Source organism: Heyndrickxia sp. FW510-T9, assembly GCF_058781025.1.
The window spans coordinates 1-15,412 of record NZ_JBYSWK010000077.1; the positions used below are offsets into that span (position 1 = coordinate 1).

A 15,412-nucleotide genomic window follows, 5' to 3' on the forward strand; every position below is an offset into this window, starting at 1 on the left:
GGGAGGAGACGGAGAAATCCGCTAGCCGATAGGCGCTATTGAAATTGAAGTACAAATTTCACCTGGAGCTAGACAAGATTAAAGCTGTTAATTCATTTATATGGTAATAAACATATACTTTCTTCCCTTTTCCCGTCCCCTTATTTCTAAGCCTTTTTAATCCAAAACTTCAATACATCATTCTCTTCTTCCAATTTTAAAAGCTCATGACCACCAGATTTTTCCCATGCTGACAGATCATTTTTTGCGCCTTTATCTGTCGTGTGAATTTCTAAAACTTGACCAGACCCGAGGTACATCATCGCTTTCTTTGTTTTTACAATCGGCATTGGACATGCAATTCCTTTTGCATCTAACACTTTGCTTACTTCCATTATAATATTCCTCCTCAATTTTTGTTAGCGAACTGCACATCGATTTGGACCGATTCCCATTTCACGCTGTTTATCTTCATCAGGATTGATTTTTCCCATGTTTGTTTCGCGAATTTCCTCGTATGCATTTGGCTGTGGTGGTAAATTCTCTGTCACTAATTTCCGAAATTCGTTTTCATCCTCTACCTTTAATCCATGATTTTTTGCAAATAATGTACCTAGCTTTGCCCCTACAGTTTCATCACCATTTAGTTCTCAAATACTATTTTTTTCGCATTTACTATCATGAAATAATACTTATTATCGCAATTAAATACTTAAAGGTTTACTTTTATAACTTTCCATATTATAATCAATTACGAAGTTAAACTTACTAACTTTTATATAGTTGAAATAAATTTGTAAGGGATTGAAAAGTAATGGGTTTCTTAAACAAATTATTTGGAAAACAACCTGAGGAGGAAGAAATGATGTCAAATACACCATTAAATATAGGAATTATTCTAGGTAGTACACGCCAAGGACGCGTAAGTCCTCAAGTAGGAGAATGGGTAAAAGGAATTGCAGACAAACGCGGAGATGCAAACTATGAAATCGTAGATCTTGCAGAATACAAATTACCATTTTTAGGCGAAGGTACTGGCGAAGAAGCAGGTGTTCAAGCTTGGAAAGAAAAAATAGCAAATCTTGATGGATATGTATTCATTACTCAAGAATATAATCATAGTATCACTGGCGCTTTAAAAAATGCATTAGATTCTGCTCATCAAGAATGGAACAATAAAGCGGCTGGTATCGTAAGCTATGGTTCAACCGGTGGAGCACGAGCTGCTGAACATTTACGTGGAATTTTAGCGGAATTACAAGTTGCTAGTGTTCGTACACATCCAACACTTTCTTTATTTACTGACTTTGAAAACTTCAGTAACTTCAAACCTGCTGACATGCATACTAATAATGTAAATGCTATGCTTGATCAAGCGATTGCTTGGAGCGGCGCATTAAAAACATTGAGATAATATAGAAATTGGACTGATGGATAACCATCAGTCCTTTTATCTTTCCGGTAATGTTATGGCTTTTTTCATCTTTTGCTGCAACGAATGAAAGGTGTCCCTTCCAAAAAACGCATCGGCTCTCTGTTTTATTTCTTTTAACCTTTCATCATTTTCATCTAACGTTTGTCGAATCCTATTCACAATCTGTAACGCATCATTGCCCTTGATATTTTTAGCCACCAGTTCGAGTAGAACCTTCATATCTTCTGTATATTTTTCGGCAAAGCTATGGCACTTTACCATATTAATGCGAAGATTATCTCCATATTCTTCTGTAAAAGCTCTCCTGATACATCCTCTTACACCAGCATAACCATAAGAAACCTCCGAAGCAGCCCGGTAAAAAAGGACGATTCCATTTGCATTGCTTGATTCAGGGTGTAAGCGTAGCTCTGTCGTTAAGGACATTAATTTACGCACCATTGGTCTAGCTACCTCCATCGTATTCCACCAATCCATTAGCAGCTGCCTCTCCTGATTATTCATTGCTTGTTCTCGATTGACCATATTCTCCCCCTCCCTCAAAGCCGCGGAATTGCTTGAATATTTTCAATGCGAGCATGTATTTTATGCCATTCATCGCCCAATAGTTCTCGACCTAGTCTATTTGTTTCACTAATCATTTGTCCTATCTGCACATTTAATTTTCGGCTAAGATTTACTAAATAATACACATTATGAGGAGCGTCTTTAACAGCCAATTCAAAATTGGGACTTAACTGTATTTCACTAATTCTTAATGTATCTAAATCAAAAACAAGCATTTCCAACATATGTTGATTAGTTTCCTCTTCTTTTAAACGACTTATAGTTCCCTGTACCGCATCGAAACCATAGCCTACATCTGCCACGGAAGCGTGATATGGATTCAAACCAGGTTGGGTCCTCAACGAAGGTATTGACCTAAATCCTGTCGTGATAGAACATACCACTTCTTTTGCAGCCATCCCTCTCTCTATCACAGTATTTATCGCATCAAAATAAGAGTTCCACTGACTCTCGTTATTGTTTCTAAAAGAATATGTCATCCTTTAATCTCCTCACATACTCTTTAATTTAGGCTGATTTCGTTCAGATTGTTACTTTCCAAATTATTAAAAAACCATAATATAGATTTAGTTTCTGGACAACCTTTTTTATAATGAGTCTTTTCATTCTAAATTCAAATTTGGGTGTTAGAAGGTTTACATCTACATAAGCAGCATAATTTAAGAAAAGATCCTTCACTTAATTAAGCAACTTCACTTTCCATATTCCAATATATTTTTTAAAAAGAGAATTTATATTTTGTACAAATTAGTTATTAAAAACAAAGTTTGAAAGGAGGAAACAAATATGAAAAAGTGCATTCCAATGGAAAAGAATGCACTGAATTATACATAGTTATTGATTGGTGGAGATCTTTTTTCTCCTTCATTATTTTAGTGTTGGTTGTTGACGCTGCTTAGCGCCATTGACGATTTTCACTGATACATCAATACTTTTAATAGAATCCTTTGATAAAGGAACTTTCCCATATTTCTCATTTCCCTTCCAAACCTGCACATTTTTCCTATATAATACCTCAGATAATCGATAAATATCGGTATCAATAGAAAGCCCCGCTAAATATGTCCTTCTAATTTGGTCTTCCATATTTTTTTCCAAATCTTTCGTTAATTTTTCAAGTTTTATATTTTCTTCAATATGATATAAAATTGCTTTTGCCTTAACCTTAATAATAAAAGATACATTTGTACCATTTATTACCGGTACCACCTTCATTTTTTTATCCTCCACTACAAGATCAACAGTGGAGTATTCTTTGCTCCTTACTCTTATTTCATCACGATTAAACTCCCTGCTCATCCACCTATATCCACTGGACTGTGATAAATCAAGTGTTCCCTTTAAATGATCTGTAGTCGCAACAGCTAATCCATCTAGCTCGATTGTCTCATGTAGATTTTTATCTGTTGTCCATTGTTTTTTTAGTATATTCATAACAGGTAAAATAGCCTCATGCCCCGGTTCATTTAAGGAAATAAGAAGTTTTCTTAAATCAATCGGACGAATATAGGAGCTCTGATCAAAAGAGGCTTTTGGATCACTTAACTTAGATAGTGCAGTTGACATCTCTAGCATTGGAAGCGTCACAAGCAATTCAGAAAGCGGCTCCTTTGTAGCATAGATCCAAATTCGATAACGCGTTTCACGATAACGATCTATGAAGTCAATCATTGCTTTAATTCCTTTGTGCCTTAAAGCCTCTTCTGTAAAAACGACAAAAGATACATGGCCATAGAAAATATGTCTTTGCGAGCTGTTATAAAGATTAAAAATTGCCTCGTCTACCGTATTTCCAGTAGCCTTGCCAACCTCCACCTTTACTTCAGACCCGCTGCTTACTTCTGCTTTTGCCAATAAGCTTAAGTTAATGATTTGTAAATAAACAATATACTTCCCATTCTTATAATCAATCCCAAATCCATGGGCATATACCATTCTTTCCGGTTCATTTGTATCCCAACAGCCGGCTAAAGGCAAAATGGTCAACAGAATTAAAAATATTTTTAAAACAATCCACTTCATCCTGATCCGCCTTCTTTTCGAGTCGAGTCATTTGGGTTAAGCAGATTTGCTCTTTCTCCTTTTTTCTGCTCCGGTAGTCGAAAGAGAGATTTCATTATGTTTTTCCAATCCATTCTTGTAGCCAATGCCATATAAGGTACTCCAAACGTTCGTATTCTGCAAACATAGATTCCTACAAAATAAAAAGATACAAAGAAGCCAAAAAAACCAAAAAAGGAAACAAGAATAATAACAAAAAATCGAATTAAGGAAACAGTACCTACTAACGATTGATTAATTAATGTAAAAGTAGCAATGGTTGATCCTGCAATCACAACCAGCATGGCTGGGCTCGTTAAGCCCGCACTAATTGCAGCATCTCCAATAATTAATCCTCCTATTACACTTAAGGTTTGACCAACTGCTAGCGGCAAGCGCATGCCTGCCTCACGAAACAATTCAAATAATAATAGCATCAGCATGGCCTCTAAAGGGGTTGGAAGAGGTACCCCTCTTCTTGATTCTACTACTGTAGCTAAAAAAGTAAGCGGAAGTTGATTCTGATGAAAGGCGGTAAGAGCTACCCAAAAGCCTGGAAGGAAAGTAGCTACTGCTAATCCAACAATTCTCATCAATCTTTCAAACGATCCGTAAATAAAAGTGAACTCCTTATCTTCCGCAGTTTTTAGAAGAAAGAACAAATTGATTGGAGTTATATACGCATATGTAACTCCATCTAATAAAATAATAAACCGACCATTTAAGAGTGACTCCACCGCAAAGTCCGGACGACCAGTATAAGCGTGGCGAGGAAACAACGCATACGATCGATCATTTATTAATTCCTCTAAAAATGTCCCACTAGATACTCCATCCACATCAATATTTAATAGTTTTTCCTTAATCTGTTGATAGATTTCTTTATCCGCAATATCCGATATATGCAGAAGCGCCACCTTGGTTTGCGTTCTTCTACCAACCACGAACATATCACTAACAAGTGAATTAGTTCTTAACCTTTTTCGAATAAGCGCCATATTGGTCACAAGATCCTCAATAAAATTATCTCTTGGGCCTAATAGACTTATTTCTGTATTGGCATCCTCTGGGCTACGTTGTGGTCGGTCAGAAATATCAACGGTAAAAATAATGCCGTTTAGCCCAACATCCATTAATAATTTCCCTGCAAAAACATCTGAAATTGCTTGTTCTTCCTTTTCGATATAGCTAAGAGAAGGCAAATGAAGCTTTTCAAGTAACTCTTCTTTTTCAAGATCCCCTTGATGCATTGAAAAAAAAGTACTCAACTGGTGAGGGACGACTTCATATAGTGCTTCATTATTGACCATCCCTATACAATAAACCAACACTACCTTACTTGTACTAAATTCAAAGGAAACAAATTTAACATCCTCGCATTCTTTAAATAGTTCACGTAATGACTCTTCATTCAGCAACGAATTATTATTTGAAGACAAAGAATTTGGAGTTAAATTAGAAGGTTTATTTTTCATATCCTTTCCCTTAAACCACATTACTTGACCTCCCCCTTTTCTTAAATAAAGGAACTAAAATAAAAAGTAAAATAGATAGAGATAAGCAAAATACAACGATGCCGGGTATCAGGAAAGAATATAATATATGTGTATAAGTAAAATCAGTAATTGGAATTAATACGAGTATAACGATTAAAGACATTATCAAAAATTGAAGCAAATTCTTTTTACCGCCTGGGGAAATTTCTCTAATAATGAAAATAAATAATGATAGTCTAATAAATGCACCTGAGAGCCACTGATAAACAGATAAAAAATCGACATGCTCTATAAAGTTTCCTAATGATACTAGCCCCCACTCCTCATAAGGAGGAAAACGTTGTTTGGCCGCTTCCACCGGTCCAAATTCAATAATCGCTCCCACAAGTGGCCCCAGCGTAAGTCCAGATAAAACAATAGCAGTATAGACAAAATGTCGAAATCGGTAGGGAGTTTCTGTTTTGTGTTGCAAAAAAATAAACAATATTAGTTCCAGCATTCCAGAGGCTTGATAGATTACACTTTTCAAGACAGGATGGTAACCATGTTCTAAAAATGGAAATAACAATGAAAAGTTCTTATATTGAATATTTGCGATCGCTACAAAAATTCCAAATAGAACAATAAAAACTAGCAAGAAAAAATTCATAATATTAATCGTTCTTAGCGATGTTATTGCTAATGACCAGCACAATAGTCCAAAAATGACTGCTAGAAAAAACACTGGCGTTTCTGGTAAGAAAGTAACATTCACCCAATTAAGCATTTCTTTTAAAGTAATTGTTGAAATAACGGTAAGATAACAAACAATGAAGAATATTAGAGTATTTGCAATCCAACCTCCGCCTCGTTCTCTCATCCATTTAATTACATGCTCCCCATTCATTTGCCGATGAATAAAGAGAAGCAATAAACTCCAAATAATTACTAAAAATAATGTGACGAGGACAGTAAGCCAAGCATCTCTTCCTGCGCTTTGAATCAGAGGGGAGATGACTATTACGTGATTATTTAATCCAGTAACAGTTATGATTAAAAGTATTAGCTGAAGTTTTGTAATATTGTCAGAGCTTTTTATTGTAACCACTCCTGAAATACTGTAATAAAGGTATTTTGAACAGATGCCTTCTTTTTATACATTCATTTCTCTACGTGATTTCATGATTTACAAGCTTCACAGGTTACCAGTTCAAAAATAGACTGTTTACTAAACCGGGATACCGATTTTTATAGCAGTCTCAGGCACACCATTAGACTTTAAGATACTCCAAACCCTTTTATCTTCATCACCTCAACATTTCTCTATGAAAAAAAGAACATAATACTGTTTGTCTAAAACTCCTTGACAACCTAGATATTCATAAAACCTTATGTGCTTGAAAATGGCTCGAAATATACAAGCGGATTTTTGTTTAAGCACCTCATCCTAAATATGACTTTTTTTATAAATACTCCAAAAGAAATGTATGAAAAATAATAAATATACACAATATAAATTATGCCAAAATATAGAAAGTCTGTAGTGATGAGACGGTAGGTGTTCACTTGAATGTTAAGTAAATTTTTCCGTAATAACACAAATAAAAATACAGAAAATGGATATAAACAAACGGAAATATCAGGTAATTTCAATAATGACCTGCAATTCTTTCAAAATACTTATATAAATTGCTTTGATGTCGTTTTTCATTGCTTTGAAACGCTTGAAAAGAAAAAAGCCTGCATCATTTATATTCAAGGACTGTCTGATACTGAGGAAATAAATGATAACGTCATGAAAATGCTAATGTCGATTCAAAGTCGGCCAGATGAAGAATTTCCAATGATTCCTGTTTCTCAAATGAAAACCCTAAAAACATATGAGGAATGCATCCAATCGATTAGTTCGGGTCTCCCTGTTCTGATCATGGAAGGTGATAGATCGGCACTCTCATTAGGACTAGTGAAATCGGAGAAACGAAATATTGAGGAACCAGTTGGTGAATCTGTTATCCGTGGACCTCGCGAAGGATTTACAGAAGTTCTAGCGGTAAACACCTCCCTATTACGGAGAAAATTGCGCAGTCCAAAATTAAAAATGCTGCAAATGAAGATTGGAAAATATTCACAAACAACAGTTGTTTTAGTCTATATTGAGGACCTTGCAACCCCTCAACTCATTGAAGAAGCCAAGCAACGATTGGAAGGGATAGACATTGATGGCATTTTAGAAAGCAGTTACATCGAAGAAATGATTGAGGATAATCCGAAATCGCCTTTTCCACAATTATTAACTACGGAAAGACCGGATACCGTTGCGGCCCATTTACTTGAAGGTAGAATAGCGATATTAGTGGACGGGACACCCTTTTCACTAATAGCCCCAGTTACTTTAGTTTCATTTTTGCAATCATCTGAGGATTATTATGAACGCTTTATAATTAGTACAATGATTAGATGGATTCGATATCCATTTTTTTTAGTATCTTTGCTACTTCCTTCTTTTTATATAGCATTATCAACGTTTCATCAAGAAATGTTACCTACGGATTTGATAATATCTATGGCTTCTGCGAGAGAGTTTGTACCTTTTCCTACATTTTTTGAAGCATTGCTTATGGAGGTTACATTCGAAGCTTTAAGAGAGGCCGGAGTACGACTCCCTAAACAAATCGGATCCGCAGTTAGTATTGTCGGAGCACTTGTTATCGGACAAGCAGCCGTGCAAGCTGGCATCGTCTCACCTGCTATGGTCATTGTTGTATCAATAACAGGAATCGCATCCTTTATGATTCCTAGATATACTTTGGGATTTTCCATTCGAATATTACGATTTCCGATTATGATTCTTGCAGGAACTTTGGGGATACTTGGAATCATGCTTGGCATTTGCGGAATTATTATTCATTTATGTAAACTACGCTCCTTCGGTGTCCCTTATTTGTCCACATTAGCTCCTATTAATGTGGATCAATTTAAGGATTCATTGGTTCGTGCACCATTTTGGAAGTTCAATACTAGGCCACGACTCACAGGAAAATATAATAAGTACCGGCAATCTCGGAATCTAAAACCTAATCCACCAACAAATGAGTAGTTTTTAAACTTATAGAAAGGATGAACAAATGCTTAAAGTAATTTTGCCGTTTTTCTTAATCTTATGCTTGTTAAGCGGTTGTGGAAATATTCGGGAGCTTAATCAAATAGCAATTGTGTTAGGGGCTGCAATTGATTTAACAAAGGATGGGGAGATAGAATTAACGGTTCAATTTTTAAATCCTCACAGTAGTAGCAGCAGCGGGGGTGGAGCTGGTGGAAGCGGGGGGGAATTTACGGTTGTTCGAACAATAAAAGGATTAACCGTTGCCGATGCGACATCCAAACTTCAAGAAATCATTCCTCGAAAAATATTTTGGGGACATTGTAGTGTGTTTGTATTCGGTGAAAAATTAGCCAAAAAGGGAATTTTGGATGCGACCGATTATATTATTCGTTCTCCACAGACGCGCGAACAAGCATTACTATTTATTAGTAATGGGGAAGCAAAGGATATTTTTAATGTGACACCACCATTGGAAAAACAGTCAGGAAGAGTATTACAATTACTATCCCAGCAGCATATATTAATGTCCGTAACCGTTAAAGATTTTATTGAAATGAAGTTAGGTTCAAGTGATGATACATTTCTCCCATATGTAGATGTATTGCCGACGAATCCAATGAATCAAACACAAAAAACCATTCCTTATATAAATGGAACCGCCATTTTAAAAAAAGGAAAAATGATTGGTACTTTAAATGATTCATTAACGCGTGGTGTCATGTGGTTGAGAAATGAGGTGAAGCAAGGTGAGGTAGTGGTGAAAAGGCCGTTGGGAAAACCCGGTACGATCACATTAGCTCCTTTTCAAGCAAGTGTCCATTTGACCCCTCTTATAAAGGATGGTCACTGGAAAATGATTGTAAAAGGCACTGCCAAAGGGGAAATCGTTGAAAATGTGACTAGTCTCGATGTAATGAATCTAACAACTCTTCAGGGTATAGAAAAGGAAATGGAAAAAGATATAAGCAAACGAATAATTAAAGCCTATTCCACACTGCAAAAAGACATGGATGCTGATATTGTTGGATTTGCTGAGGAGTTCCATCGCAAATATCCAGACCAATGGAAGAAAGAACGGAACCATTGGGATAAAATTTATCGAAATATGCCTTTGGATATTGAAATAGATGCCCATATCATTGGCCCGGGACTTATGACAATTCCCACCGATTAAGGGAATAAGGAGTGAAATATAGTTGATTTTTATCAAAATAATAGGATTAATCTTATTTGTATTATTAGTCACCTTTCTACAATTATCATTTTTAAGTAAGAAATCAAAAAAAGAAAAATGGACGTATGCTGTTTTTACATTAATTGGTTTAGCTATTGCCTCCCTTCTTATTATAAAACCCGATTTACCTGGACCTACTCAGCTTGTTGAAAAACTATATTCACCATTATTACGGGCACATTCATAGATTTGTTTTATATTGAAACTTAGCTGAAGGTTCATTAGGAGTGAAATATATATGTCCCAAAAAACAATAATATCCGCTTCACAAATGAGTTTCGCCATATATCAAGTGGTTGTCGCAACTGGTATTATTAATATGCCTCTATTAACCGGACAAGTAGCAAAACAGGATGCTTGGATTTCTCCAGTTTGGGCATCTATCATTGGATTTATGGCTATATTTATTGCCTACCACTTACATAAAAGTTACCCAGGCAAAACTTTTATCCAATATTCTGAAGTTGTAGTTGGAAAATTTTTCGGTAAAATAATCGGTTTTTTTTATTTATTATTTTTCCTCCATTTTAATGGAATCGTTATAAGAGAATATGCAGATTTTGTTTGGGGAACCTTTCTAAATGAAACACCAATGCTGATTATTTCGGCAATCATAATTGTATTTAGTGCATATGCTGTTCACGGTGGCTTGGAAGTCATTGTCCGACTAGGACAGATTATTTTCCCATTCTTCTTCATCCCTCTTTTCCTTTTCTTATTTATTTTATTAATTTACATGCATCCAAAAAACATATTGCCTATCATGGAAAATGGTATTATGCCTTCCATAAAAGGCGGTATAGTTCTTTCACCATGGTTTTGTGAATTATTTCTTATTTCCTTCCTTCTACCCCATCTAAAAAAAGATGCAAAAGGATTAAAGTGGGCTTTATATACTGGAATTGCTATTACTATTACATTAATGTTTGTTAATCTTGTCGTTATTTTCGTTCTAGGAAGATTTTCCTTTTATGCATTAACACCATTACTAACAGTGGTCCGATATATTAGCATTGGAGAATTTTTTGCACATGTTGAATCTGGTCTTTTAGCTATTTGGTTATTAGGTACATTTGTTAAAATTACGGTTCTCTATTATATTGTCACTAAAGTAGCCTCACAGTGGCTGAATTTACAAGATGATAAACTATTAATTTTCCCTTTAGGAATGTTACAAGTTATTTTTAGTATTTGGGTTTCAAAAAGCTTTCAACAGCTTTCAAGTTTTTTATCGAATATAATACCAAGTTATTTTATTACTTTTTTAATTTTAATTCCGCTGTGCATTCTAGCAATTCATGTTATTAAAAATATGCTATTGAAAGGTAGAAAATCGGCATAATAAAGTGCTTTCCACTTAAGAAAGCACTAATTTGCATGTAGTGAATTAACTTTAAAATCAAGCCAGTATAAATGATCCTATTTTGCAAACTCTTTTATAACCGCAAAGAAATCGGAGTAGTCCGTTAAGTAATAATCAGCTTCAACATTTTTGTTTTGAAAACTGCATGTGGAAATCCCTAGTTCTTTTGCCGGAATTAGATCAATTTCTCTATCTCCAATCGCTAAATCGATATGGTGTTTCTCATGCAAATATTTGTACGACAGCGAATTTGGTTTGCGCGGAAATCCATCATCAATCGTTACTATATCAGTAAAGTATTTATCCCACCCATAATGCTCTAATATGGACAAAACTCCCTTTCTATCTTTGTGAGTCATGATGACATTTTTATTGGCAAACTTTAATATGTCTTCAACCTTTTCAAAAGGCTTAATGTCATTGGGAGCTAACTGACTTTCCAAAGCGTCCATTTCTTTTAATTGATTTTCTGTAAGGCTAAAAAAATGAACTGCGTGAGAAAATGAAACTTTTAAGTTTTCATAGATTTCCTTTTCATCCACATCTTCAACCATCACCTGAGAAAAAATATTGGAATATGCCGGATAAGTATCGAATAATGTTCCATCAAAATCCCATAATATGTTCAATTGTAAACACCCTAACTGTATTTATTGTAAGAAAAAAATCTTCCCATCTATTATATACATATTCTCCATTTGTCTCTTTTTTCCTTTTCCCTCTTTTATATCGATCTCAAAATGGGAAATATGAATAAACGTGATGAAAGTTCATCATATTAACAAAAGGCTATTTCTCGTACAAATAGTTGCTTATCGTAATTTGTTATAAATACCAAAATTGAATTAGTTTCGGGCATCTTTTCTTATAAAATTTTTCAAGAAAAATAAGAAGTTTAAAAAGCAACAAAGTTTAAGAAAAAGAATCTAAAAAGGAGAACATTTTTGGAATTAGATTGGATTTGGAAAACAATTATTATTATTGTAGTTGGATTGTTATTATTAAGAATTAGTGGGAGAAGATCCATATCTCAAATGACTGTTCCCCATACAGTTATCATGATAATGATTGGTACATTACTAATTCATCCGGTGAAAAGTAAGGGAATATTAACAACCATTGGAGTTGCAGCTATATTAATATTGGCCTTGATCTTCATTGAATACATTGAATTAAAATTTTGTCGATTCGAATCTATTGTTTCTGGAAAAGCTGTAATAGTTATTGAAAATGGGGAAATTAATAAAAAAACTTACTCAAACTCCGGCTTACCGTGGATAAATTAGAAGCATTTCTTCGCCAATCAAGTATTACTACCGTTGCTGATGTTCAGTTTGCTACTTTAGAGGTCAATGGACAATTGGGATATATATTAAAAGAAGAGAAGCAGCCAGCAACAAAAGAGGACATCCAAAATCTTATTCAGCTAATACAAACTGGTCAACTAACTACTCAAACCAAGCAAGTTCCCGAAACATAGGAAAATATATTCATAGAGGTAGCAAACAAAGAGTAAGTTACTATGACAAAGTTTATGTAATGTGTCAATTAGATAGTAAGAATCTAAGGATTTTTAAGCAGAGTTGATATTCCTCCTCATAATGTAGTATTATTTTTTCGGCTTAAAATAGAACGTTTGTTTGATTGTGAAAAATATGGTAAATTGTATGTTAAGATCATCTCATTAGGGGGAGATAAAAATGACAGATGAAAATAGTAAAGTTATTAATAAATTTGGAGAATATGTTAAATGGATTGCTACATTGAAAGATATAGACAATACTGTTTGGGTTGCACCCATTTCCGAGGGAAAATGGTCTGTGAGTGAGATAGTTTCCCATATTAATAATTGGGATAACCATCTATCTCAGTGCGTCATTCCATCTGTAAAAAAAGGACAAGGAATGGAATTTCCGGATTTTGATTCCTTTAATAAAAGCGCATCTGAATATGCTAAATCAGGAATCACTCAAATAGATCTTATACATGAGGCTATTACCTCTAGGAAGGCTTTAGTTAATAAACTTTTACAAATGTCTAACACAGACTTAAGCAAGCCCCTGCTATCTAATGGAGTCAGTCATTGTCCCCATACAGGAGAGCCTTATACTCTCTTATACATCATTAAGGAATTCATCGAACACGACAATCATCATATACAACAAATAACAAATCACTTAAGCTAAGGACGGCTTTGAATAGTTCAATGCTGTTTTTGAATTTGAATTAAAAAACTTTTTGTTTCTTATCTTCCATAAGTATACAGACATCCACTAGTATATTATTTTTTTAGAGAGAAACGTTACCATGGTAGGTTCTTTTCCATCATATAAGTGGTCTTTCAAATTAAACCTACAGCTATCTACAACTTTTCATTAACTTAAAATAGTTTGAGTAGTATTTGTTTTACAACTACATTATCCAATCTTTTGGTAAAATATAGACAAGAATGATGAATGGAGGAGATACGATGAAACTAACTGTATATTTGGCTGGACAGATCCACGATAATTGGAGAGAGGAAGTAGAGAAAAAAGCAAAGGAAAGAAATCTCCCACTTGCATTTGTTGGACCCCAAACGAACCATGAACGATCCGATAATATTGGAGAAGACATTCTTGGGAAACAACCTGGAAATGTATATAAGGATGATGCAGCATCAGATATTAACAATTTCAGAACACAAGTGTTAATGCAGAAATCTGATATAGTAATCGCTTTATTCGGCGATAAGTATAAACAATGGAATACTGCGATGGATGCCAGTACAGCTATTGCGTTGAATAAACCTACTATTATTATCAGACATGAATCCTTAATTCATCCCTTGAAAGAGCTTTCGAATAAAGCAAATGTAACAGTTGAGACGATTGATCAAGCATTGGACGTTGTAGGTTATATTTTTGAATGAGCTTCCATGGGGGACAAATTGTCCCCTTTTTTTAGTAACCAACCCCACTCCTCTTCCATTAATAATTCCAAACAAATTAAATAGTTTTACAGAAAGGATGAACTAGCATAGTGCCTTATAAATCCCGAACGAAATCTACTGAACTATCGGTTTTAGAATTCTTAAACAAGCGAATGAAATTGTCTGATAAAAATAGAAATCACTATCTCAACTTAAAAAAGGGCTACGAAGGTGAATTAATGTTTGATCTACAGACAAACAAGCTTCAATGTGATTGTCTAATTATTAATGATTTACTCCTCCAAATGAATAGCACCACATTTCAGAATGACTCACTGATTTTAACACCCGAAATAATATTCCTTTTTGAAGTAAAAAACTTTGAAGGGGATTATTATTACGAGAAAGATAAGTTTTTTATGAAAAATAAATTTGAAGTCAATAATCCATTAACCCAATTGAAACGAAATGAATCCTTATTACGTCAACTCCTCCAAAACATAGGATTTAATATTCCCATTGTTGCATCAGTTGTTTTTATTAACCCTGAATTCACCTTATACCAAGCACCTCTTAACCTGCCGTTTATTTTCCCAACCCAATTGAATCGCTATTTGAATCAATTAGATAGAAATTCCACTCATTTAAATAATAAACACAAGATACTAGCTAATAAATTGATTTCATTGCATATGGAGGATTCTCCATATATGCAACTTCCACCTTATGATTATGATCAATTGCAAAAGGGAATCACTTGTGAAAAATGCCAATCATTCACTTTATCAATTGAAGGAATGAAAATTGTATGCGAAAAATGCGAACACAAAGAAGCGATTGCAGTTGGAGTTTTGCGCAGCGTGGAGGAATATAAGCTTCTTTTTCCAAATCGAAAAATCACTTCCAATGCCATTCATGAATGGTGCCAAATAATTGATTCGAAAAAAAGAGTAAAGAGGATTTTGGAGAAAAAATTTAAGATTACAAACGGACGTAGATGGTCCTACTATTATTAAAAATAGATTACTACTATTTAAGAGGTATTGCCCTTTTGAACCTTTAAAAGGACAAATGCCTTTTCTTTTTGCTTCCTTCTGTCCTTTTGTTCACTTCTAAAGGACAACTTGCTTCTCTTTTTGCTTCCTCTTGTCCTTTTGGTTCCTTCTAAAGGACAACTTGCTTCTCTTTTTGCTTCCTTCTGTCCTTTTGGGTCCTTCTAAAGGACAATTTGCTTCTCTTTTTGCTTCCTTCTGTCCTTTTGGGTCCTTCTAAAGGACAACTCGCTTCTCTTTTTGCTTCCTACTG

Annotated in this window: 17 protein-coding genes and 1 pseudogene; 10 read left to right on the forward strand and 8 right to left on the reverse strand. The window is 34.6% G+C overall.

Annotation, left to right across the window (positions count from 1 at the left end; translation table 11 throughout):
- Positions 1-146: 146 nt before the first annotated feature.
- Together AC3WJF_RS21940 and AC3WJF_RS21945 are read right to left on the reverse strand one after the other, a co-directional pair.
- Positions 147-374, reverse strand: coding sequence for a sulfurtransferase TusA family protein (locus tag AC3WJF_RS21940; RefSeq protein ID WP_492456041.1), 228 nt, complete (start codon positions 372-374; stop codon positions 147-149).
- Positions 375-398: 24 nt separating this feature from the next.
- Positions 399-629 (reverse strand): annotated as a pseudogene (locus AC3WJF_RS21945) (MBL fold metallo-hydrolase); the annotation flags it as partial.
- 164 nt (positions 630-793) lie between these two features.
- Between AC3WJF_RS21945 and AC3WJF_RS21950 the strand changes: the two are divergent.
- The gene (locus AC3WJF_RS21950) at positions 794-1,393 is read left to right on the forward strand and encodes an NADPH-dependent FMN reductase (protein ID WP_492456043.1); all 600 of its coding nucleotides are present in this window, start codon (positions 794-796) and stop codon (positions 1,391-1,393) included.
- Positions 1,394-1,429: 36 nt separating this feature from the next.
- Here AC3WJF_RS21950 and AC3WJF_RS21955 read toward each other — a convergent pair whose 3' ends face one another.
- From AC3WJF_RS21955 to AC3WJF_RS21975, 5 genes are all read right to left on the reverse strand, one after another.
- Positions 1,430-1,939, reverse strand: coding sequence for a hypothetical protein (locus AC3WJF_RS21955; RefSeq protein ID WP_492456045.1), 510 nt, complete (start codon positions 1,937-1,939; stop codon positions 1,430-1,432).
- 14 nt (positions 1,940-1,953) lie between these two features.
- Positions 1,954-2,460: a hypothetical protein gene (locus AC3WJF_RS21960; RefSeq protein WP_492456047.1), complete on the reverse strand. Its 507-nt coding sequence runs from the start codon at positions 2,458-2,460 to the stop codon at positions 1,954-1,956.
- Positions 2,461-2,848: 388 nt separating this feature from the next.
- On the reverse strand, positions 2,849-4,003 hold the full coding sequence (locus tag AC3WJF_RS21965; protein WP_492456048.1) for a Ger(x)C family spore germination protein: 1,155 nt from the start codon (positions 4,001-4,003) through the stop codon (positions 2,849-2,851).
- Positions 4,000-5,517: a spore germination protein gene (locus AC3WJF_RS21970; protein WP_492456050.1), complete on the reverse strand. Its 1,518-nt coding sequence runs from the start codon at positions 5,515-5,517 to the stop codon at positions 4,000-4,002. The genes AC3WJF_RS21965 and AC3WJF_RS21970 overlap by 4 nt, the downstream gene beginning before the upstream one ends.
- Complete coding sequence (locus AC3WJF_RS21975; protein WP_492456052.1) at positions 5,507-6,604, reverse strand: GerAB/ArcD/ProY family transporter; 1,098 nt, start codon at positions 6,602-6,604, stop codon at positions 5,507-5,509. The genes AC3WJF_RS21970 and AC3WJF_RS21975 overlap by 11 nt, the downstream gene beginning before the upstream one ends.
- A gap of 462 nt (positions 6,605-7,066) precedes the next feature.
- Here AC3WJF_RS21975 and AC3WJF_RS21980 point away from each other — a divergent pair, with 462 nt between their 5' ends.
- From AC3WJF_RS21980 to AC3WJF_RS21995, 4 genes are read left to right on the forward strand one after another with little or no spacing between them, the layout of a single operon-like run.
- The gene (locus AC3WJF_RS21980; protein WP_492456054.1) at positions 7,067-8,593 is read left to right on the forward strand and encodes a spore germination protein; all 1,527 of its coding nucleotides are present in this window, start codon (positions 7,067-7,069) and stop codon (positions 8,591-8,593) included.
- A 28-nt stretch (positions 8,594-8,621) separates the two neighbouring features.
- A complete protein-coding gene (locus AC3WJF_RS21985) occupies positions 8,622-9,773 on the forward strand; it encodes a Ger(x)C family spore germination protein (RefSeq protein WP_492456056.1) in 1,152 nt (383 codons plus the stop codon).
- Positions 9,774-9,795: 22 nt separating this feature from the next.
- Positions 9,796-10,020 (forward strand): hypothetical protein, encoded by a 225-nt coding sequence (locus AC3WJF_RS21990; RefSeq protein WP_492456058.1) that lies wholly within the window; start codon positions 9,796-9,798, stop codon positions 10,018-10,020.
- 51 nt (positions 10,021-10,071) lie between these two features.
- On the forward strand, positions 10,072-11,175 hold the full coding sequence (locus AC3WJF_RS21995) for a GerAB/ArcD/ProY family transporter (RefSeq protein ID WP_492456060.1): 1,104 nt from the start codon (positions 10,072-10,074) through the stop codon (positions 11,173-11,175).
- Between the two features lie 77 nt (positions 11,176-11,252).
- On the opposite strand, the gene AC3WJF_RS22000 is transcribed toward AC3WJF_RS21995, so the two are convergent.
- Positions 11,253-11,825 (reverse strand): HAD-IA family hydrolase, encoded by a 573-nt coding sequence (locus AC3WJF_RS22000; RefSeq protein ID WP_492456062.1) that lies wholly within the window; start codon positions 11,823-11,825, stop codon positions 11,253-11,255.
- Between the two features lie 315 nt (positions 11,826-12,140).
- Between AC3WJF_RS22000 and AC3WJF_RS22005 the strand changes: the two genes are divergently transcribed.
- The 5 genes from AC3WJF_RS22005 (at position 12,141) to AC3WJF_RS22025 (ending at position 15,123) form a co-directional block, all read left to right on the forward strand.
- On the forward strand, positions 12,141-12,482 hold the full coding sequence (locus AC3WJF_RS22005) for a DUF421 domain-containing protein (protein ID WP_492456064.1): 342 nt from the start codon (positions 12,141-12,143) through the stop codon (positions 12,480-12,482).
- Positions 12,470-12,676, forward strand: a complete 207-nt coding sequence (locus tag AC3WJF_RS22010; protein WP_492456066.1) for a YetF domain-containing protein — start codon at positions 12,470-12,472, stop codon at positions 12,674-12,676. The genes AC3WJF_RS22005 and AC3WJF_RS22010 overlap by 13 nt, the downstream gene beginning before the upstream one ends.
- A gap of 220 nt (positions 12,677-12,896) precedes the next feature.
- Positions 12,897-13,382 (forward strand): DinB family protein, encoded by a 486-nt coding sequence (locus AC3WJF_RS22015; protein ID WP_492456068.1) that lies wholly within the window; start codon positions 12,897-12,899, stop codon positions 13,380-13,382.
- A gap of 284 nt (positions 13,383-13,666) precedes the next feature.
- Positions 13,667-14,107, forward strand: a complete 441-nt coding sequence (locus AC3WJF_RS22020; protein WP_492456070.1) for a YtoQ family protein — start codon at positions 13,667-13,669, stop codon at positions 14,105-14,107.
- Positions 14,108-14,280: 173 nt separating this feature from the next.
- Entirely contained in the window at positions 14,281-15,123 is an 843-nt protein-coding gene (locus AC3WJF_RS22025) for a nuclease-related domain-containing protein (RefSeq protein WP_492456072.1), read from the forward strand.
- The last annotated feature ends 289 nt before the right edge of the window (positions 15,124-15,412 follow it).

Coding starts and splice junctions, on each gene's coding strand:
- AC3WJF_RS21965 (WP_492456048.1), bottom strand. CDS start 4,003: ATGAAGTGGATTGTTTTAAAAATATTTTTAATTCTGTTGACCATTTTG.
- AC3WJF_RS21940 (WP_492456041.1), bottom strand. CDS start 374: ATGGAAGTAAGCAAAGTGTTAGATGCAAAAGGAATTGCATGTCCAATG.
- AC3WJF_RS21995 (WP_492456060.1), top strand. CDS start 10,072: ATGTCCCAAAAAACAATAATATCCGCTTCACAAATGAGTTTCGCCATA.
- AC3WJF_RS21985 (WP_492456056.1), top strand. CDS start 8,622: ATGCTTAAAGTAATTTTGCCGTTTTTCTTAATCTTATGCTTGTTAAGC.
- AC3WJF_RS21960 (WP_492456047.1), bottom strand. CDS start 2,460: ATGACATATTCTTTTAGAAACAATAACGAGAGTCAGTGGAACTCTTAT.
- AC3WJF_RS21950 (WP_492456043.1), top strand. CDS start 794: ATGGGTTTCTTAAACAAATTATTTGGAAAACAACCTGAGGAGGAAGAA.
- AC3WJF_RS21955 (WP_492456045.1), bottom strand. CDS start 1,939: ATGGTCAATCGAGAACAAGCAATGAATAATCAGGAGAGGCAGCTGCTA.
- AC3WJF_RS21980 (WP_492456054.1), top strand. CDS start 7,067: ATGTTAAGTAAATTTTTCCGTAATAACACAAATAAAAATACAGAAAAT.
- AC3WJF_RS22015 (WP_492456068.1), top strand. CDS start 12,897: ATGACAGATGAAAATAGTAAAGTTATTAATAAATTTGGAGAATATGTT.
- AC3WJF_RS22025 (WP_492456072.1), top strand. CDS start 14,281: ATGAAATTGTCTGATAAAAATAGAAATCACTATCTCAACTTAAAAAAG.
- AC3WJF_RS21970 (WP_492456050.1), bottom strand. CDS start 5,517: ATGTGGTTTAAGGGAAAGGATATGAAAAATAAACCTTCTAATTTAACT.
- AC3WJF_RS22020 (WP_492456070.1), top strand. CDS start 13,667: ATGAAACTAACTGTATATTTGGCTGGACAGATCCACGATAATTGGAGA.